General features: G+C 66.7%; 18 protein-coding genes. 7 read left to right on the top strand and 11 right to left on the bottom strand.

What is annotated here, in order from left to right:
• Window positions 1-38: 38 nt before the first annotated feature.
• The 4 genes from NU688_RS05485 to NU688_RS05470 form a co-directional block, all read right to left on the bottom strand.
• Window positions 39-707 (bottom strand): GntR family transcriptional regulator, encoded by a 669-nt coding sequence (locus NU688_RS05485; RefSeq protein WP_257859510.1) that lies wholly within the window; start codon window positions 705-707, stop codon window positions 39-41.
• 169 nt (window positions 708-876) lie between these two features.
• A complete protein-coding gene (lgt, locus tag NU688_RS05480) occupies window positions 877-1,701 on the bottom strand; it encodes a prolipoprotein diacylglyceryl transferase (RefSeq protein WP_257859509.1) in 825 nt (274 codons plus the stop codon).
• 57 nt (window positions 1,702-1,758) lie between these two features.
• Window positions 1,759-2,028 (bottom strand): hypothetical protein, encoded by a 270-nt coding sequence (locus NU688_RS05475; protein WP_013541809.1) that lies wholly within the window; start codon window positions 2,026-2,028, stop codon window positions 1,759-1,761.
• 32 nt (window positions 2,029-2,060) lie between these two features.
• Window positions 2,061-2,834 carry an SDR family oxidoreductase gene (locus NU688_RS05470; RefSeq protein WP_257859508.1) on the bottom strand — a complete coding sequence of 258 codons (774 nt, stop codon included), beginning with the start codon at window positions 2,832-2,834 and terminating at the stop codon, window positions 2,061-2,063.
• A gap of 132 nt (window positions 2,835-2,966) precedes the next feature.
• On the opposite strand from NU688_RS05470, the gene NU688_RS05465 reads away from it, so the two are divergent.
• The gene (locus tag NU688_RS05465; RefSeq protein ID WP_257859507.1) at window positions 2,967-3,899 is read left to right on the top strand and encodes a LysR family transcriptional regulator; all 933 of its coding nucleotides are present in this window, start codon (window positions 2,967-2,969) and stop codon (window positions 3,897-3,899) included.
• Here the strand turns inward: NU688_RS05465 and NU688_RS05460 are convergent.
• Complete coding sequence (locus tag NU688_RS05460; protein WP_257859506.1) at window positions 3,896-4,828, bottom strand: LysR family transcriptional regulator; 933 nt, start codon at window positions 4,826-4,828, stop codon at window positions 3,896-3,898. The two genes, NU688_RS05465 and NU688_RS05460, sit on opposite strands and share 4 nt — an antisense overlap.
• 100 nt (window positions 4,829-4,928) lie before the next feature.
• On the opposite strand from NU688_RS05460, the gene ilvD reads away from it, so the two are divergent.
• Window positions 4,929-6,623, top strand: coding sequence for a dihydroxy-acid dehydratase (gene ilvD / locus NU688_RS05455; protein WP_257859505.1), 1,695 nt, complete (start codon window positions 4,929-4,931; stop codon window positions 6,621-6,623).
• 4 nt (window positions 6,624-6,627) lie between these two features.
• Here ilvD and NU688_RS05450 read toward each other — a convergent pair whose 3' ends face one another.
• The gene (locus tag NU688_RS05450; RefSeq protein WP_257859504.1) at window positions 6,628-7,452 is read right to left on the bottom strand and encodes a DUF3592 domain-containing protein; all 825 of its coding nucleotides are present in this window, start codon (window positions 7,450-7,452) and stop codon (window positions 6,628-6,630) included.
• A gap of 54 nt (window positions 7,453-7,506) precedes the next feature.
• Window positions 7,507-7,761: a TIGR04438 family Trp-rich protein gene (locus NU688_RS05445; RefSeq protein ID WP_257859503.1), complete on the bottom strand. Its 255-nt coding sequence runs from the start codon at window positions 7,759-7,761 to the stop codon at window positions 7,507-7,509.
• Between the two features lie 108 nt (window positions 7,762-7,869).
• On the opposite strand from NU688_RS05445, the gene NU688_RS05440 reads away from it, so the two are divergent.
• Entirely contained in the window at window positions 7,870-8,178 is a 309-nt protein-coding gene (locus NU688_RS05440) for a c-type cytochrome (protein WP_257859502.1), read from the top strand.
• Between the two features lie 6 nt (window positions 8,179-8,184).
• Here the strand turns inward: NU688_RS05440 and NU688_RS05435 are convergent, their stop codons facing one another.
• On the bottom strand, window positions 8,185-8,691 hold the full coding sequence (locus NU688_RS05435; RefSeq protein WP_257859501.1) for a LapA family protein: 507 nt from the start codon (window positions 8,689-8,691) through the stop codon (window positions 8,185-8,187).
• A 123-nt stretch (window positions 8,692-8,814) separates the two neighbouring features.
• Complete coding sequence (acs, locus tag NU688_RS05430; protein WP_257859500.1) at window positions 8,815-10,812, bottom strand: acetate--CoA ligase; 1,998 nt, start codon at window positions 10,810-10,812, stop codon at window positions 8,815-8,817.
• Between the two features lie 146 nt (window positions 10,813-10,958).
• On the opposite strand from acs, the gene NU688_RS05425 reads away from it, so the two are divergent.
• A complete protein-coding gene (locus NU688_RS05425; RefSeq protein ID WP_257859499.1) occupies window positions 10,959-11,594 on the top strand; it encodes a YqhA family protein in 636 nt (211 codons plus the stop codon).
• 21 nt (window positions 11,595-11,615) lie between these two features.
• Here the strand turns inward: NU688_RS05425 and NU688_RS05420 are convergent, their stop codons facing one another.
• Window positions 11,616-12,533 carry a LysR family transcriptional regulator gene (locus tag NU688_RS05420; protein WP_257859498.1) on the bottom strand — a complete coding sequence of 306 codons (918 nt, stop codon included), beginning with the start codon at window positions 12,531-12,533 and terminating at the stop codon, window positions 11,616-11,618.
• Between the two features lie 102 nt (window positions 12,534-12,635).
• On the opposite strand from NU688_RS05420, the gene NU688_RS05415 reads away from it, so the two are divergent.
• On the top strand, window positions 12,636-13,253 hold the full coding sequence (locus NU688_RS05415; protein ID WP_257859497.1) for an NAD(P)-dependent oxidoreductase: 618 nt from the start codon (window positions 12,636-12,638) through the stop codon (window positions 13,251-13,253).
• A gap of 59 nt (window positions 13,254-13,312) precedes the next feature.
• Here the strand turns inward: NU688_RS05415 and fumC are convergent, their stop codons facing one another.
• Window positions 13,313-14,710 carry a class II fumarate hydratase gene (gene fumC, locus NU688_RS05410; protein WP_257859496.1) on the bottom strand — a complete coding sequence of 466 codons (1,398 nt, stop codon included), beginning with the start codon at window positions 14,708-14,710 and terminating at the stop codon, window positions 13,313-13,315.
• A gap of 507 nt (window positions 14,711-15,217) precedes the next feature.
• Between fumC and proV the strand changes: the two genes are divergently transcribed.
• Window positions 15,218-16,471 carry a glycine betaine/L-proline ABC transporter ATP-binding protein ProV gene (gene proV, locus NU688_RS05405; protein WP_257859495.1) on the top strand — a complete coding sequence of 418 codons (1,254 nt, stop codon included), beginning with the start codon at window positions 15,218-15,220 and terminating at the stop codon, window positions 16,469-16,471.
• Window positions 16,472-16,492: 21 nt separating this feature from the next.
• The gene (gene proW, locus NU688_RS05400) at window positions 16,493-17,662 is read left to right on the top strand and encodes a glycine betaine/L-proline ABC transporter permease ProW (RefSeq protein WP_257859494.1); all 1,170 of its coding nucleotides are present in this window, start codon (window positions 16,493-16,495) and stop codon (window positions 17,660-17,662) included.
• Window positions 17,663-17,664 lie beyond the last annotated feature (2 nt).

The raw sequence follows: 17,664 nt of genomic DNA, 5'->3' as shown, positions 1-17,664 counted from the left end.
TCCCCTGTAGATGGGCTCGGGCGCGCCGCGGCAAATGGTCACGGCATCACCCTGGATTTCTGTTGCCGCGCGACCTCGCGCAGCGCCTCGCGCTGGCGTGTCAGGTGCGTGCGCATGGCGGCATCGGCGCCTTCGCTGTCGCGCGCCTTGAGCGCCGCGAACACGGCCAGGTGCTCTGACAGGCTCTGGTCGAGCCGGCCTGGCGCATGCAGCTGCTGCAGGCGCGCGAGCTTCAATATCTTGCGCAGGTCGCCGATCACCTGCGCGAGCCACCGGTTGTCGGCGAGCTTGATGATCGCCTCGTGAATGATGTGGTTGGTGGCGTAGTAGTCGTTGATGCGGCGCGCCTTGGCGTGGCACTCCAGGCGTTCGTGCAGCCCGTCGAGCTCGTGCAGCTCGGCATCGCTCGCGTTGCGGGCGGCCTCGTAGGCGCAGCGGCCTTCGAGCAGCGCGATGACCGGGAAGATCTCGTCGAGGTCGCGCTCGGTGACTTCGTTGACGAAGCAGCCGCGCCGCGGTTCGTGCCGAAGCAGGCCTTCGGCGGTGAGCACCTTGAGCGCCTCGCGCAGCGGCGTGCGGGAGATGGAAAGCCGCTCGCACAAGGCCACTTCGTCCAGGAAACTGCCCGGCGCCAGCGCGCCCTCGAAGATCTGCTCGCGCAGCGTGGCGGCGACTTCGTCGTGCAGGGAGTTGGGGACCAGGCGCATGGGGATTGGGGCTTTTGACCTCGGGTGTCTCGGCGTAATTTCCTGTAATTACGCGTAATTGTGAGCGCGCAAACAATGTTGCGCAAGTGTCACGGGCACCCCGCGCGGCCCGTGATTACCCTGAGATTGAGATTGCCCGGAGCGCTCGGGCTGCCCCGGAGCGCTCAGCTCAGGCGCGTGCGGCGACCGTCTTCGTGCGACCGAACCAGAACCACAGCGCAATGCCGCCAATCACCATCGGCACGCTGAGCCACTGCCCCTGGCTCAGGCTCAACGCCCTGAGGCCGAGGAAGTCGTCGGGCTCGCGGAAGTACTCGGCAAAGAAGCGCAACGCGCCGTAGCCGATCAAAAACACCGAAGCCACCTGCCCTGGCTTGCGTTCCTTGCGCGCGTAGAGCCACATGATCACGAACAGCAGCAAACCTTCGAGCAGGAACTGGTAGATCTGCGAAGGATGGCGCGGCAGCATCGAGCCGCTCTGCGGAAACACCATGCCCCAGGGCAGGTCGGGACTGCTGAAGCGGCCCCAGAGTTCGCCGTTGATGAAGTTGCCCACGCGGCCTGCGGCGAGCCCGGTCGGCACGCAGGGCGCGACGAAGTCCATCACTTGCCAGAACGGCCGTGCGCGCGAACGCGAGAACCAGACCATCGCACCGACCACGCCCAGCATGCCGCCATGGAAGCTCATGCCGCCCTGCCATACGTAGAGGATTTCGAGCGGATGGGTCAGGTAGAACTCGGGCTTGTAGAACAGGCAGTAGCCGAGCCGCCCGCCGACGATCACGCCCATCACGCCGAGGAAAAGGATGTCCTCGATGTCCTTGCGCTGCCAGGCGCCCTGCCCGACCAGCGAGCGGTACGGCTCGTGGCGCAGCCGGCGGGTGCCGAGAAAGTAGAACAGCGCGAAGGCCGCCAGGTAGGTCAGGCCGTACCAGTGAATGGCAACGGGCCCGAGCTGCAGGGCGATGGGGTTGATCTGCGGATACATGAGCATCCGCCGATTGTGCCGCGCGCGAATGACGCGGCCGGCACGGGGACATTCAGGCCAATCTCAGCGCCCGAACTTCCACCACAGGAGCCCCGCCACCACGGCCGGCACCGCGAAGATCAGGAGAAAAATCGGCAGCTCCTCGGCCACCGAGTACCCCGCCTTGATCACGCCCACCGCCATGTTGATGCCGGCGCCGATGAACCACGCCGGAATGAACCACTTGGCGGCGGTGGCCAGCGCCAGCGAAGAGCCATCGCCGATGAAGCGGCTGGCCAAAAGAAACACCACCAGCAGCACGAAGCCGCCGCCCATCACCATGACTGTGTGCATATGCGTTGTCCTCCGGGGGCCATCTTGCCGGATCAGCGGGTGGTGTAGCCACCGTTGGCAAAAATCGTCTGGCCGGTGATCCACCAGCCTTCGGTGACCAGGAAGCGCACGATCGGCGCGATGTCCTCGATGTCGGTCAGGCCCTTCTTCGAGAACTTGCTGAGCGCCGCGGCGCTGCTGTGGTACTCGACGGCTTCCTTGCTCTCCTGCCCGTAGAAGAACGGCGTGTCCATCGGGCCGGGGCCGATACCATTGACCGAGATGCCGCGATCGCCGAACTCCTTGGACGCCGCGCGCGTGTAGTGCTCCACAGTGGCCTTGGAGCCCGGGTAGATCGAATAGAACGGCGTGTAGGCCGCCAGCAGCGAGCTCACGATCGTCACGATGCTGCCGCCATCGGCCATCGTGCGGCCGGCCTGCTGGATGAAGAAGAAGGCGGCCTTGGCGTTGGCGTTGAAGCTCTTGTCGTAGTCGGCCTCCGTCACGTCGAGGATCGGCTTCTTGATGACCACGCCTGCGGTGTTGATCGCGATGTCGACCTGGCCGAATTGCTTGACGGCCTGGTCGAACAGCTTGACGCTGTTCTCCACCACCGAAAGATCGCCCTGCACCAGCAGCGTGTCGGCGCCCTTGGCCTTGAGCGCGGCGGCGGTTTTTTCGGCGTCGCCACGCGAGGCGTCGCTGTTGTAGTGGATCGCGATGCCGCGGGCGCCGCCATCGACCAGCTGGTGGCCGATGAGTGCGCCGAGGTTCTTGCCACCGCCGGCGATGACGGCGACCTTGTTCTTGAGGGTGCGTGCGGACATGGATGGATCTCCTGTTGAAAAAGCGTGATGTGTGACTGGACGTCGCAGTCTATTGATTGAACGCATCGAGATAAAGCGACCCGACCTCGCTAGACTGTTCAAAAAATCACGAACAATCGAGGCAGTACCTCCATGGACCGCATCGACCTGCTCAAGGTCTTCCTGAGCGTTGCCGAAACCGGCAGCTTCACCCGCGCGGCCGACCGCCTCGCGCTGCCGCGCGCCGCCATCTCGACGGCGGTGCAGCAGCTCGAAGCGCGGCTGGGTTCGCGCCTCCTGCACCGGACCACGCGGCGCGTCGGCCTCACGCCCGACGGCGAAGCGCTGCTGGAACGCGCACGTGCGCTCGTCACCGACATGGAAGACATCGAGCAGCAGTTCCTGCCGGCGCACAGCAACGTGAGCGGACGGCTCAAGGTCGATGTGCCGAGCCGCATCGCGCGGCTGCTCATCGCGCCGGCGCTGCCGGATTTCTTCGCGCGCTTTCCGGCCATCGAGCTGGAGCTGGGCTCGAGCGACCGCGCGGTGGACCTGGTGCTCGAAGGCGTCGATTGCGCCTTGCGCGTCGGGCCGCTGGCCAGCAGCAGCCTGGTGGCTCGGCCGCTCGGGCACTTCACGCTGATCAACTGCGCGAGCCCCGCCTACCTCGCGCGCCACGGCACGCCGCGAACGCCGGCCGACCTGCCAGCGCACATCGCGGTCAACTACGCCTCGCCGACCAGCGGCCGCGCCGCGCCGTGGGAATGGCAGCGCGACGGCGAGACCGCGACGCTGCGGATGCGCAGCCAGGTGGCCGCGAACAATGCCGAGACCTACATCGCCTGCGCGCTGGCGGGGCTGGGGCTGATCCAGATCCCGGCCTACGACGTGCGCGGACACCTCACGGCTGGAGAACTGGTCGAGGTGCTGCCCGAGGCGCGTGCCGAGCCGTTGCCGGTGCAGCTGGTGTATCCACACCGGCGCAACCTATCGCGACGGATGCAGGCCTTCGCGGGGTGGCTCGAAACGCTGCTTGCCGATTCGCTCGACAAGCCTTCCGGCCCTCGCTCCCGCAGGCCCCGTTAGCCGCGCTCGCGCACGAACGCCACGAAGCGCGCGAGCGCCGGGTTGTTCGCCCCCTCGGGCCACACCAGGCTGGTCTCGCAGACGGGAAGCCCCGGCGAATTGCGGCGCCGCGCGGCCGGTGCGAATTCCGCGGCGCGACGATAGACCACCCCCGCGCGCCGGAACTGCGTGACGCTCTCCGGCACCCAGGCCATGCCGATGCCTCCGGAAACCAGGTTGACGATGGTCTGCATCTGGATGGCCTCCTGCGCGAGCTGCGGCACGCGGCCCGCCGCGTGATAGAGCCCGAAGATCGCGTCATGCAGCGAAGGCACGATGCGGCGCGGAAAGATCACCAAGGGCTCGGCCAGCACGTCGGCCAGCAGCAGCTTCTCTGTGCGGGCCAGCGCGTGCCGGGCCGGCAGCGCGAGCACCAGCGGCTCCTCGGACACGGCCAGGCGCGTGAGCCCCGGCGGCGCGGCGCCGGGCGAATGCAGCATCAGCCCCGCATCGATCTCGCCGCGCGCGAAGGCTTCGAGCTGCACGTCGCCGGTGGCCTCGACCAGTTCGAGCGCCACCTCGGGGCACAGCACGCGGAACTCGCGCACCCAGGCGGGCAACTGCTCGAAGCCGACCGTCGAGACGAAGGCGATGCGCACCCGCCCCACCTGCCCCGCCGCCGCGGCGCGCGCCCTTGCCGGCAGCGCTTGCGCCCGTGCCAGCAGCTCGCGCACATCGGGCAGCAGCGCCTCGCCGGCGGGCGTGAGCGCCACGCGCCTGCGGGTGCGGTCGAACAGCACCACGCCCAGCGTCTTCTCGAGCTGGGCGATGGCCTGGGTCACGGGCGGCTGCGTCATGTGCAGCCGCAGTGCGGCGCGGCCGAAGTGCAGTTCCTCGGCCACGGCGACGAACTGGCGCCAGGCGCGCAGGTCGATCAATGCTTCATTCATATGCCGAGCATATCAATCCACGCAAAAAATTGGATTGGAACGAATCAATCAGAAGTCCGATACTTGGCTCCCCCGATCTCCCCACGATAGAAGAGACACCATGGACACCAAGCCAATCCAGATCAATCGCCGCAGCGCCAACATCGTCGAAGGCAAGAGCCGCGCCCCCAACCGCTCGATGTTCTACGCCATGGGCTACGAAGAGAGCGACTTCAAGAAGCCGATGGTCGGCGTGGCCAACGGCCACAGCACCATCACCCCCTGCAACTCGGGCCTGCAGAAGCTGGCCGACGCGGCCATCGCGGGCATCGAGGAAGCCGGCGGCAACGCGCAGGTGTTCGGCACCCCCACCATCTCCGACGGCATGGCCATGGGCACCGAAGGCATGAAGTACTCGCTGGTGAGCCGCGAAGTCATTTCCGACTGCATCGAGACCTGCGTCGGCGGCCAGTGGATGGACGGCGTGCTGGTGGTCGGCGGCTGCGACAAGAACATGCCCGGCGGCCTCATGGGCATGCTGCGCGCCAACGTCCCCGCCATCTACGTCTACGGCGGCACGATCCTGCCGGGCCGCTACAAGGGCCAGGACCTGAACATCGTGAGCGTGTTCGAAGCCGTGGGCCAGAACGCCGCCGGCAACATGAGCGACGAGGACCTGCACGAGATCGAGAAGCGCGCCATTCCCGGCACCGGCTCCTGCGGCGGCATGTACACGGCCAACACCATGTCCAGCGCATTCGAGGCGCTGGGCATCTCGCTGCCCTACTCGTCCACCATGGCGAACCCGCACGACGAAAAGGCCAACTCGGCCAAGGAATCGGCCAAGGTGCTGATCGAGGCCATCAAGAAAGACCTGAAGCCGCGCGACATCGTGACCAAGAAGGCCATCGAGAACGCCGTGGCCGTGATCATGGCCACCGGCGGCTCGACCAACGCGGTGCTGCACTTCCTGGCGATCGCGCACGCGGCCGAAGTGGAGTGGACCATCGACGACTTCGAGCGCATGCGCAAGAAGGTGCCGGTGCTGTGCGACCTGAAGCCCTCGGGCAAGTACCTCGCGGTCGACCTGCACCAGGCCGGCGGCATTCCGCAAGTGATGAAGGTGCTGCTGAACGCAGGCCTGCTGCACGGCGACTGCATCACCATCAGCGGCCAGACGATTGCCGAAGTGCTCAAGGACGTGCCCGATGTGCCGCGCGCCGACCAGGACGTGATCCGCACTATCGACAAGCCGATGTACGACGAAGGCCACCTCGCCATCCTGAAGGGCAATCTCTCGCCCGAAGGCGCGGTCGCCAAGATCACGGGCCTGAAGAACCCGGTCATCACCGGCCCGGCGCGCGTGTTCGATGACGAGCAGTCGGCGCTGCAAGCCATCCTGGCCGGAAAGATCGTCGCCGGCGACGTGATGGTGCTGCGCTACCTCGGCCCCAAGGGCGGCCCGGGCATGCCGGAAATGCTGGCCCCCACGGGCGCGCTGATCGGCGCGGGCCTCGGCGAAAGCGTGGGCCTGATCACCGACGGCCGTTTCTCGGGCGGCACCTGGGGCATGGTGGTCGGCCACGTCGCACCCGAAGCGGCGGCCGGCGGCACGATCGCGTTCGTGAACGAAGGCGACTCGATCACCATCGACGCGCACAAGCTGGTGCTCGAACTCAATGTGCCAGAAGCCGAACTGGCCAAGCGCCGCGAAGGCTGGAAGGCCCCGGCTCCGCGCTACACGCGTGGTGTGCAGGCCAAGTTCGCGTTCAACGCATCGAGCGCGAGCTCGGGCGCGGTGCTCGACAAGTTCTGATCGATCACATCATCATCCAGGCACCGTAGCCGAAGGCGATGAAGCCCAGGCCCACGATGCCGAGGATGCTGCGTGACTCGAACGCCATCGCCGGCGGAAAGCTCTGCACCACGAGGTGCAGCAAGGCGCCGGTGCCGATGGTCATGAACCCGGCGCCGAGCCCCTTGCCGAAGTCCTCGTCCGGATAGACGAAGCACACGGCAAAGCCGGCGAGGAACACCACGTTGGCCAGCACCGTGCCGCGCGTGCGCCATCGCTTTTGCGCGGGTGTGGCCTCGGGTTCCTTCTCCCAGGCGTTGGACGACGGGCGCCCTTCCTTGATCGCCATGCCGGTGAAGAACAGGCCGAACATCGCCGGGAACCCGCCGAAGAGGCCGAGACCCCAGACGATGCCCCACATGTTCTGGAAATCGGCCACCAGCGCTTGAGAAGGATCGGCCGGTTTGTAGCGCACGTCGACCGCATCGCCCGGTTCCTTGTCGGAGAGCCCGCCGCCCAGCCCCTTGACTCGCCGCGCCACGCCGTCGGCGGCGGTGTATTCGACGACCGGCGCGCGCGTGGTGGTGGTGCGGCCCTTGTCGTCCTTGCTGCGCTCCTCCACGAATTCGACGAGGCTGCCTTCCACAAGCACCGTGTCGGCAATCGATTGGTAACGCTGCCAGCCGACCGTGGCCGCGCCGTAAAGGCCTGCGCAGCCGATCAGCAGCGCCCCGACGCCGACACCCCAGAAGAGCTTCTTGCGCCAGCCCACGAGCGCACCGATGGCCGGCCCGACAAAGAGGGAGAGCCCGAAGACGAGCAGTGCGTGGGTGGCGGCTTCGTCATCCATGGCGCGCTTTCGTTCATTCGGCGCGGGGATGATTGCCGGGGAGCGGCTACGCGCTCAGCGGCGCGGGCGCTGGCCGTTGCTGGTCGGCACGCCCATGTTGGACTTCTGGCGACTGATGCGCGCTTGCTTGCGGCGGTCTTCGCGCTCGATCACCTTGCGCTTGGTGTAGCCCGACGAATCGGCCCAGGCCCACCACGCGACGGCCAGTGCGAACGGCGACAGCACGATCCACCAGCTCCAGCCGGCGACCATGCCGACTTCGAAATACTTGAGGGCGAGGCTCAAGAGGCCCAACAGCAGAAACCACATCGCGAATCCCTCCGGGTTGTTGTCAACGCATCCGGACGCCGGCGGGCGGCGCTACCTACAATCGCGTTGGCATCGAATGTAACCCAGCCCTTACGAAATAAATCCCCCATGAAAAGAGTTCTGTTCGCCGCTGCCCTGGGCCTTGGCCTCGCAGCCCCCGCCTTCGCAGACCTGGCCCTGGCCACGTCGAAGAACTGCATGAGCTGCCACGCGGTCGACCGCAAGGTGCTCGGCCCGTCCTTCAAGGACGTGGCCACGAAATACAAGGACGACAAGGGTGCCGTCGACTCCCTCGCCACCAAGATCGTGAAGGGCGGCTCCGGCGTTTGGGGCCCGGTGCCGATGCCGGCGAACAACCAGGTCAGCGAAGCCGATGCGAAGAAGCTGGCGGCCTGGATTCTTGCAACGCCGCGCTGAGCCAGCTCAACCCTGAGGGTTGATATCGGCCGGCACCGCCACCGGCCGGCGCTCGATGCGGTCTTCGAGTTGGCCGATGTGCGCAGCCAAGGTGTTGTCGGTCTGCTCGGAGCGCAGCCGCACCGCGTTCTCGAGCTGATCGATGCGCGCCACCAGCGCCGTATGGCGGTCGGCGTTGTGCGCCATGTGCTTGTTCTCCTGCGCCTCGAGGAAGTTGCGCAATTCGGTGAAGCGCGAGGCTTCGGCCTTGTCGGCGAGGTCGCGCTGGACCTGCATTTCCTTCGTGTGGCGCTTGGTGTCGATGAGGACGGAGCTGTGCAGGTACAGCACGTAGACCAGGAAGAAGGCGGCCAGCACAACCGTGAGGCCCAGCATGATCAGCCCCAGCGGCGCCGAGACGGTCATGAAGCCCAGCCAGACATCGGTGGGGGCCGACAGCGTCCCCCAGTTCAATGCGGCGAGCGCTGCAATCAGCAGCACGATGACGAACAGGAAAGCGGATCTCACGCCCATTGGGGGCCTCCTCTGAAAAGATAGAACACAACGGCCGCGCGCGTCGAGGCACGCAGCAACTGTCGGGTTTTACCTCAGGCAAAGGGCCCGTCCGGCGCTGCCGGACGGACAGGCGGCCACGTCCTACAGCCGTTCTGACAACTGTTCGAGGATTGCGGGATTTTCCAGCGTCGAGGTGTCCTGCGTGATCTCCTCGCCCTTGGCGATGCTGCGCAAGAGGCGCCGCATGATCTTGCCGCTGCGCGTCTTGGGCAGGTTGTCGCCGAAGCGGATGTCCTTGGGCTTGGCGATGGGGCCGATCTCCTTGGCCACCCAGGCACGCAGCTCGTTGGCGATCTGCTTGGCCTCTTCGCCGGTCGGGCGTGCGCGCTTGAGCACGACGAAGGCGCACACCGCCTCGCCCGTCACATCGTCAGGGCGGCCCACCACCGCAGCTTCGGCCACGAGGTCGGTCTTGGACACCAGCGCCGATTCGATTTCCATGGTGCCCAGGCGGTGGCCCGACACGTTCAGCACGTCGTCGATGCGGCCGGTGATGCGGAAGTAGCCGCGGTCTTCGCTGCGAACCGCGCCGTCGCCGGCCAGGTAGATCGTGCCGCCCATTTCCTCGGGGAAGTAGCTCTTCTTGAAGCGCTCGGGGTCGTTCCAGATCGTGCGGATCATCGAGGGCCAGGGCCGCTTGATGACCAGCATGCCGCCCGCGCCGTTGGGCAGGTCCTTGCCCGTCTCGTCGACGATCGCGGCCATGATGCCCGGCAGCGGCAAGGTGCACGAACCCGGCACCAGCGGCGTGGCGCCCGGCAGCGGCGTGATGACGTGGCCGCCGGTCTCGGTCTGCCAGAAGGTGTCGACGATCGGACATTTCTCATGGCCGATATTGCGGTGGTACCACATCCACGCCTCGGGATTGATCGGCTCGCCGACCGAGCCGAGGATGCGCAGGCTTGAGAGATTCCAGTTCTTCGGATGCACCTTCTCGTCGCCCTCGGCTGCCTTGATGAGCGAGCGGATGGCCGTGGGCGCGGTGTAGAAGATCGAGACCTTGTGCTTCTCGATCATCTGCCAGAAGCGGCCCGCATGCGGGAAGGTAGGGATGCCCTCAAACACCACCTGCGTGGCACCGGCCGCGAGCGGGCCGTAAGCCACGTAGGTGTGGCCGGTGATCCAGCCGATGTCGGCCGTGCACCAGAACACGTCTTCGGGCTTGATGTCGAAGGTCCAGTCCATCGTGAGCTTGGCCCACAGCAGGTAGCCGCCGGTGGCGTGCTGCACGCCCTTGGGCTTGCCGGTCGAGCCCGAGGTGTAGAGGATGAACAGCGGGTGCTCGGCGTTCACCGGCACGGGCGCGCACTCGGTGCTCTGGCCCTGGAGCGCTTCGGTGAAGGTCTTGTCGCGGCCTTCGACGCGGCTCCACGCGGTGGGCGTGCGCTCGTAGACGAACACCGTCTTGATCGACTCGCAGCCGCCCAGCGCGATGCCGTCGTCCACGATGGCCTTGAGCGGGAGTTCCTTGCCGCCGCGCAATTGGTAGTTGGCGGTGATGACGGCCACTGCGCCGGCGTCGATGATCCGCTCCTGCAGTGCCTTGGCCGAGAAGCCGCCGAACACCACGCTGTGGGTGGCGCCGATGCGCGCACAGGCCTGCATCGCGATCACGCCCTCGACCGTCATCGGCATGTAGATGACGACGCGGTCGCCCTTCTGGATGCCCGCGGCCTTGAGCGCGTTGGCGAACTGGCTCACGCGGGCGAGCAGTTCCTTGTAAGTGACGTTGGTGACGGTGCCGTCGTCGGCTTCGAACACGATGGCGGTCTTGTTCTCGACCGGGGTGCCGATGTGCTTGTCCAGGCAGTTGGCGCTGGCATTGAGTTCGCCGTCGCCGAACCATTCGTAGAACGGGGCCTTCGATTCATCGAGCGTTTTGGTGAAGGGCTTGGTCCATTGCAGGTTGCCCTTGGCCAGGCGGGTCCAGAACCCTTCGAAGTCGTCTTCGGCCTCCTTGCACAGCGCGTCGTAGGCGGCCATGCTGGAAATCCGGGCGCCTTCGGTGGCACGGGCGTCGGGGGGGAACACGCGGTTCTCGACGAGGACGGATTCAATGTTTTTCGATGGGCTGCTCATTCTCTTTGTCTCCTGGGTGGATGCGGCCGTAATGTCGGCGCGCGCACTTACGGGTCACTGACGCGTCCGATGTTAGTTCGCAGGGTTATCACGAGTGCGTCACGGCCCCCCCCTAAAATCGCCGGTCCCCAACGAACCCCCACCCGATGTCCGCTCCCGATCCTTTCGACCCCCTGAACCCGCCCGCCACCCGTACCTATCCGATGGGGCCGCTGCCCCGGCTGATCTTTGCGAGCCGCTGGCTGCAACTGCCGCTGTACCTGGGCCTGATCGTGGCGCAGGCGGTGTACGTGGTGCACTTCCTGGTCGAGTTGCTGCACCTGGTCGAGGCCGCATTCGGCAGCCAGACCGCGCTGCAGGCGCTGATCACCAGCATCGGCTACAAGACCACCGCGCCGGTGGGCACGCTCAACGAGACGGTGATCATGCTGGTGGTGCTGGCGCTGATCGACGTGGTGATGATCTCCAACCTGCTCATCATGGTGATCGTGGGCGGCTACGAGACCTTCGTGAGCCGCATGAACCTGGAAGGCCATCGCGACCAGCCCGAGTGGCTCAGCCATGTGAACGCCTCGGTGCTCAAGGTGAAGCTGGCCACCGCCATCATCGGCATCAGCTCGATCCACCTGCTCAAGACCTTCATCAACGCTGACAACTACACCGACCGCGTGCTGATCGCGCAGACGGTGATCCACATCGCCTTCCTGTTCTCGGCCATGGCCATCGCCTACACCGACAAGCTGATGAACCAGGCGGCCGCTGCCGGCTCCTCCCGTCATTGAGCGGGATCACGCCGCCCTGCCTCAGCGGGGCGGCGGCAAGTCCCACGACGGCACTTCGGTGAAGCGCTCGGCCAGGAAGTCGAGCATCGTGCGCAGCGTGGCCGGCATGTGCTTGCGCGAGGTGTACACGGCGTACATGCCGACGACCTGCGGCTCGCAATCCTCAAAAAGCGATACCAGTTCGCCCGACTGAAGCAGCGCCGCCGTCAGGTAGGTCGGCAACATCGCGATGCCCGCCCCCGCCCGCGCGAGGCACATCAGGCTCGCGGCATCGTTGGCCGACACGTTGCCGTTCACCGCCACGGAGAGCGGCTCCCCATCCGCCTTGCGGGTGAAATTCCAGAGGCTGTGGCCGAAGTACGAATGCGTGAGGCAGTTGCGCTGGGCCAGTTCGTCCACACGCAGCGGCTTGCCGTGTTCCTTCAGGTACGCGGGCGAGGCGCAGACGACCGAACGGCAGTCGGTGAGCCGGCGCGCGATGAGGTTGGGATCGATCTCCGCCGCCGTGCGGATCGCCAGGTCGATGCGCTCGTCCACCAGGTTGACAGTGCGGTCCAGCAGCACTAGGTCGACCGCCACGCCCGGGTAGAGCCGCACGTAGTCCGCAATGGCGTCGGCCAGCTGCGCCTGCGCGAACGAGGTGCCGGTCGTGATGCGCAACTGGCCCTGCGGCGCTTCGGCCGGATGCCGCACCGCGGCCTGCATGTCGCCCGCGAGTTCGAGCACCTGGCGGCAGCGCGGCAGCAGTTCCTCGCCGGCGGCGGTGAGGCTCAGGCGGCGCGTGGTGCGATGCAGCAGCCGTGCGCCGGTCCATTGTTCGAGTTCGGCCACATAGCGCGTGACCACCGGGCGAGACATGTCCAGCTTCTCGGCTGCGGCCGACAGGCTGCCCGAATCCACCACGTTCACGAACACCCGCATTGCATTCAATCGATCCATTCGAACGATTCTAGGAATAAAGAAGCGCGTATTTCGAGGTATTTCTTTCGAAACCAGAAACCTAAGATGAGCTTCATCCCATCCACCATCCCGGAGTCATTCATGAGCCACATCGCCATCATCGGCGCCACCGGACGCGCCGGCGGCCGCCTTCTCGAAGAAGCACTGCGCCGCGGCCACACTGTCACCGCCATCGCGCGCAAGGCCAGCGAGAAGCTGTCAGGTCGCGCCAACGTGAATGCCGTCGACGTCGACGCGCTCGACGCCCCCGCGCTGGAGAAGGCACTGGCCGGCCACGACGCCGTGTTCAGCGCCGCGCACTTCGCCACCGTGCCGCCCGCTGCCATCATCGAGCCGGTCAAGCGCGCGGGCGTGAAGCGCCTGCTGGTGGTCGGCGGTGCCGGAAGCCTGTTCGCGGCACCGGGCCTCAAGGTGATCGAGACGCCGAACTTCCCCGATGCCTACCGTGCCGAAGCCACGGCCGGCGGCGTGTTCCTCGACGCACTGCGCAGCGAAAAGGACCTCGACTGGACCTTCCTGTCGCCCTCCGCCGAATTCGTCGACGGCGAGCGCACCGGCAAGTTCCGCCTCGGCAAGGACGACCTGCTCGTGAGCGCCGAAGGCCGCAGCTGGATCAGCTTCGAGGACTACGCGATCGCGTTCATCGACGAACTCGAGAAGCCTGCGCATTCGCGCCAGCGCTATACGATCGGCTACTGACCGGCCGGCAACGAAAAAAGGACCCTCTCGCGGGTCCTTTTTTCATGGCGCGGCGCGGATCAACGCCCTGTCATGTTCTCCGGCACCACCCACTGGTCGAACTGCTCGGCCGTGAGGTGCCCCGAAGCGATCGCGGCCTCGCGCAGGCTCGTGCCTTCCTTGTGCGCCTTCTTCGCGATGTAGGCCGACTTGTCGTAGCCGATGTGCGTGTTCAGCGCCGTCACCAGCATCAGCGAACGCTGCACCAGCTCCGTGATGCGTTCGCGGTTCGGCTCGATGCCCACGGCGCAGTGGTCGTTGAAGCTCACCATGCCGTCGGCCAGCAGGCGCACGCTCTGCAGGAAGTTGTGGGCCACCATCGGGCGGAACACGTTCAGCTCGAAGTTGCCCGAGGCGCCGCCGATGTTGATGGCCACGTCATTGCCGAACACCTGCGCGGCCAGCATCGTGACGGCTTCGCTCTGGGTCGGATTGACCTTGCCCGGCATGATCGACGAGCCGGGTTCGTTCTCGGGAATGCTCAACTCGCCGATGCCGCTGCGCGGGCCGCTCGCGAGCCAACGCACGTCGTTGGCGATCTTGTTCATGCTGGCGGCGAGCGTCTTGAGCGCGCCGTGGGCGTGCACCAGCGCATCGACGCTGGCCATCGCCTCGAACTTGTTCGGCGCGGTGATGAACGGCAGGCCGGTGAGCTTTGCCAGCTCGGCCGCCACCTGCTCCGCGTAGCCCTTGGGCGCATTGAGCCCGGTGCCCACAGCCGTGCCGCCCAGCGCCAGTTCGCACAGGTGCGGCAGCGCGGCGCGCACATGCGCTTCGCCGTGCGCCAACTGCGCGACGTAGCCCGAGAACTCCTGGCCCAGCGTGAGGGGCGTGGCGTCCTGCAGGTGGGTGCGGCCGATCTTCACGATGTCGGCGAAGTCCTTGGACTTTTTCTCCAGCGTGCCGCGCAGCTTGGCGATGGCGGGCAGCAGCTTGTGGGTGATGGCCTCGACGGCGGCCACGTGCATCGCGGTCGGGAACACGTCGTTGCTCGACTGGCTGCGGTTCACGTCGTCGTTCGGGTGCACAAGGCGCCCTTCCCCGCGCTCGCCGCCGAGGATTTCGCTCGCGCGGTTGGCCAGCACCTCATTGACGTTCATGTTGCTCTGCGTGCCCGAGCCGGTCTGCCAGACCACCAGCGGGAACTCGCCCGGGTGCTTGCCGGCGACGACTTCGTCGGCCGCGGCCACGATGGCCTGGGTCTTCTTCTCGTCCTGCAGGCCCAGCGCGTGGTTGACCACGGCCGATGCGCGCTTGACTTGCGCCAGCGCCTTGATGATTTCGCGCGGCTGCTGTTCGCCGGAGATGTCGAAATTCTGCAGCGAGCGCTGCGTTTGCGCACCCCACAGCTTGTCGGCCGGCACGTCGATCGGACCGAAGGTATCGCGCTCGGCACGGGTCTTGGGGGAAGTCGTCATGAGAAAAAGCTCCGCAGTCTTGGATGGTTGCGCCGCCTGGTCGGGCGCGGCCCGAGTATCGACCAACAAGAATAGCTCGCATCTGACGGGGCCATTGGGCCGCCGCCGACATCACGGTACGCCCGTTGGGTTGACTCGCGTCATGTCAAAAAGTTATAATCATTGGCTTCAGACGACCAACAAGTCATGTAAGTCCTGTTGGTTGGCCCTGCACTACTCGCGGATCTCGAATCCCGTCGCGGTGCAAGGTTCTCCCCCGCCGGGCCCTGCCCGGCAAACCGGCCGGATCTTTCCGGCCCCACTGCCACGCCACCCTTCGGCGGGCACTGGTTTCGTCGCCACGTCGTCTTCAGTGCCTGTCGGCAGCCCCAAGGCTCGCCGGGCCATTGCACGCGTCTTCTCGCGCTCTCTGTTCGGACGGCCCATCGGCTGATGGCGTGACCGTTGCCGTCCTGTGCTTTGCCGGGGCGGTGCTGTGTCCAACCTTTCAACAAGGAGCCCCGGCATATGGCCAAAGGAATTCTCATCGACCATGTCTTCAAGGTGTTCGGCGATTCGCCCGAGCAAGCCCTCGAACTGGTCCGCCAAGGTTTTTCGAAGAAGGAAATCCTCGCGCAAACGGGCCAGTCGATCGGCGTGTTCGATGCCACCTTCGAGATCCAGGCCGGCGAGATCTTCGTGATCATGGGCCTGTCGGGCTCGGGCAAGTCGACGCTGGTGCGCCTGTTGAACCGGCTGATCGAGCCGACCGCCGGGCGCATCGTGATCGACGGCGCCGACATCAACGAGCACTCCGACGCCAAGCTGCGCGCGCTGCGCCGCAAGGACATCAGCATGGTGTTCCAGTCGTTCGCGCTGATGCCGCACATGACGGTGCGCGAGAACACCGCGTTCGGCCTGGAGCTCTCGGGCACGAGCAAGAAGGAACGCCTCGCGCAGGCCGACAAGGCGCTCGCGCAGGTGGGCCTCGCGGGCTGGGGCGACAGCTACCCCGACGAGCTTTCCGGCGGCATGCAGCAGCGCGTGGGCCTGGCGCGCGCGCTGGCCTCCGACCCGTCGATCCTGCTGATGGACGAGGCCTTCTCGGCGCTCGACCCGATCATCCGCACCGAGATGCAGTCGGAGCTGCTGCGGCTGCAGCAGGAGCAGCGCCGCACCATCGTCTTCATCTCGCACGACCTCGATGAAGCCATGCGCATCGGCGACCGCATCGCGATCATGAAAGACGGCCAGGTGATCCAGGTCGGCACGCCCGACGAGATCCTGCGCAGCCCCGCCGACGACTATGTGCGCAGCTTCGTGCGCGGCGTGGACGCGGCGGCCGTGTTCAAGGCGGCGGACATCGCACGCAAGTCGCTCACCGTGGTGTGCGAGCACCCCGAGCGCGGTGCGCGCGCGGCGCTCAAGCTGCTCGAAGACCAGGACCGCGACTTCGCCTACGTGACCAGCCCGAACAAGCGGTTCCTTGGCGTGGTGTCGGCCGACACGCTGCGTGGCGCGCTCGACGGGCATTCGGGTCCGCTGGGGTTGCAGCACGCGTTCCTGGCCGACCTGCCGCGCATCGACGCCGAAGCGCCGGTGGCCGGCCTCATCGGCCAGCTCGCGCAGGCGCCGTGCGCGCTGCCGGTGGTGGCTGCCGACGGCCGCTTCTGCGGCGCGATCAGCAAGACGACGCTGCTCAAGTTCCTGGACCGCGAGACGCCGCCGATCGAGCCCGTGTCCCCGCACGCCGCGCCTGCGCTCGCCGCCGAGCCGCACTGAATTCACGAAGGAACCTGAACGATGACCGACACCACATTGCCTTCCGACCCGAACATGCAAGACCTGGGCGCCGCATTGAACACGGCCCCGGAGCCCGCCGCCTTCGTCGATCCGTGGGAGGCGCTCTCGGCCGCACCCGACACCTCGGCCACCAGCGCCTGGCTCGATGCACCGATGAACGCCGCGCACCAGCTCGCTGGACAGGCCGACACCGCCACCGGCGGCTTCCAACTGCACCGCCTCTGGGACGGCTCCCTCCCCGTCGAGTCCTGGATCAACCAGGGCCTCGGCTGGGTGGTCGAACATTTCCGCCCCTTCTTCCAGACGGTGCGCCTGCCCATCGACAGCACGCTGAACTGGGTGCAGGGCCTCCTCACCGGTCTGCCGACGCTCGCGATGATCGCGTTGATCGGCCTCTTCGCCTGGCAGTTCGCCGGCCGCGCGCTCGCCATCGGCACCACGGTCGCGCTGTTGCTCGTGGCGATGCTGGGCATCTGGCCCGAGGCCATGGTCACGCTGTCGCTGGTGCTGACCTCGCTCGTCTTCTGCATGGTCATCGGCCTGCCGCTCGGTGTGCTGCTGGCCAGCAGCGACCGGGCCCAGCGCCTCATGCGGCCTGTACTCGACGCGATGCAGACCACGCCGGCCTTCGTGTACCTCGTGCCGGTGGTGATGCTGTTCGGCATCGGCAACGTGCCGGGCGTGATCGTGACGATCATCTTCGCGCTGGCGCCACTCGTGCGCCTGACCAACCTGGGCCTGCGCCAGGTGCGCCCCGACCTGATCGAGGCCGCGCGCGCCTACGGCGCTTCGCCCTGGCAGATGCTGGTGAAGGTGCAGCTGCCGCTGGCCATGCCGTCGATCATGGCGGGCATCAACCAGGCGCTGATGCTGTCGCTGTCGATGGTGGTGATCGCTTCGATGATCGCGGTCGGCGGCCTCGGCCAGATGGTGCTGCGCGGGATCGGGCGGCTCGACATGGGCCTGGCGACCGTGGGCGGGCTGGGCATCGTGCTGCTGGCGATTTCACTCGACCGGCTGACGCAGGCGATGGGCAAGTCGCGCCGCAGCGCGGGGCGGCGCTGGTGGCACACCGGGCCGGCCGGGCTGGCACTGCGTGTGCTGCAGCGCCTTGTGGGCACGCCGTCGCGCGAAACGGGCGCGCCCGTTCCCGCACTCTCCACGCAATGACA

The organism is Variovorax sp. ZS18.2.2 (assembly GCF_024701975.1).
GTDB lineage: Bacteria > Pseudomonadota > Gammaproteobacteria > Burkholderiales > Burkholderiaceae_C > Variovorax.
Note: the sequence above shows the minus strand (reverse complement) of the source record. Positions and strands in the feature narration are given on the sequence as shown.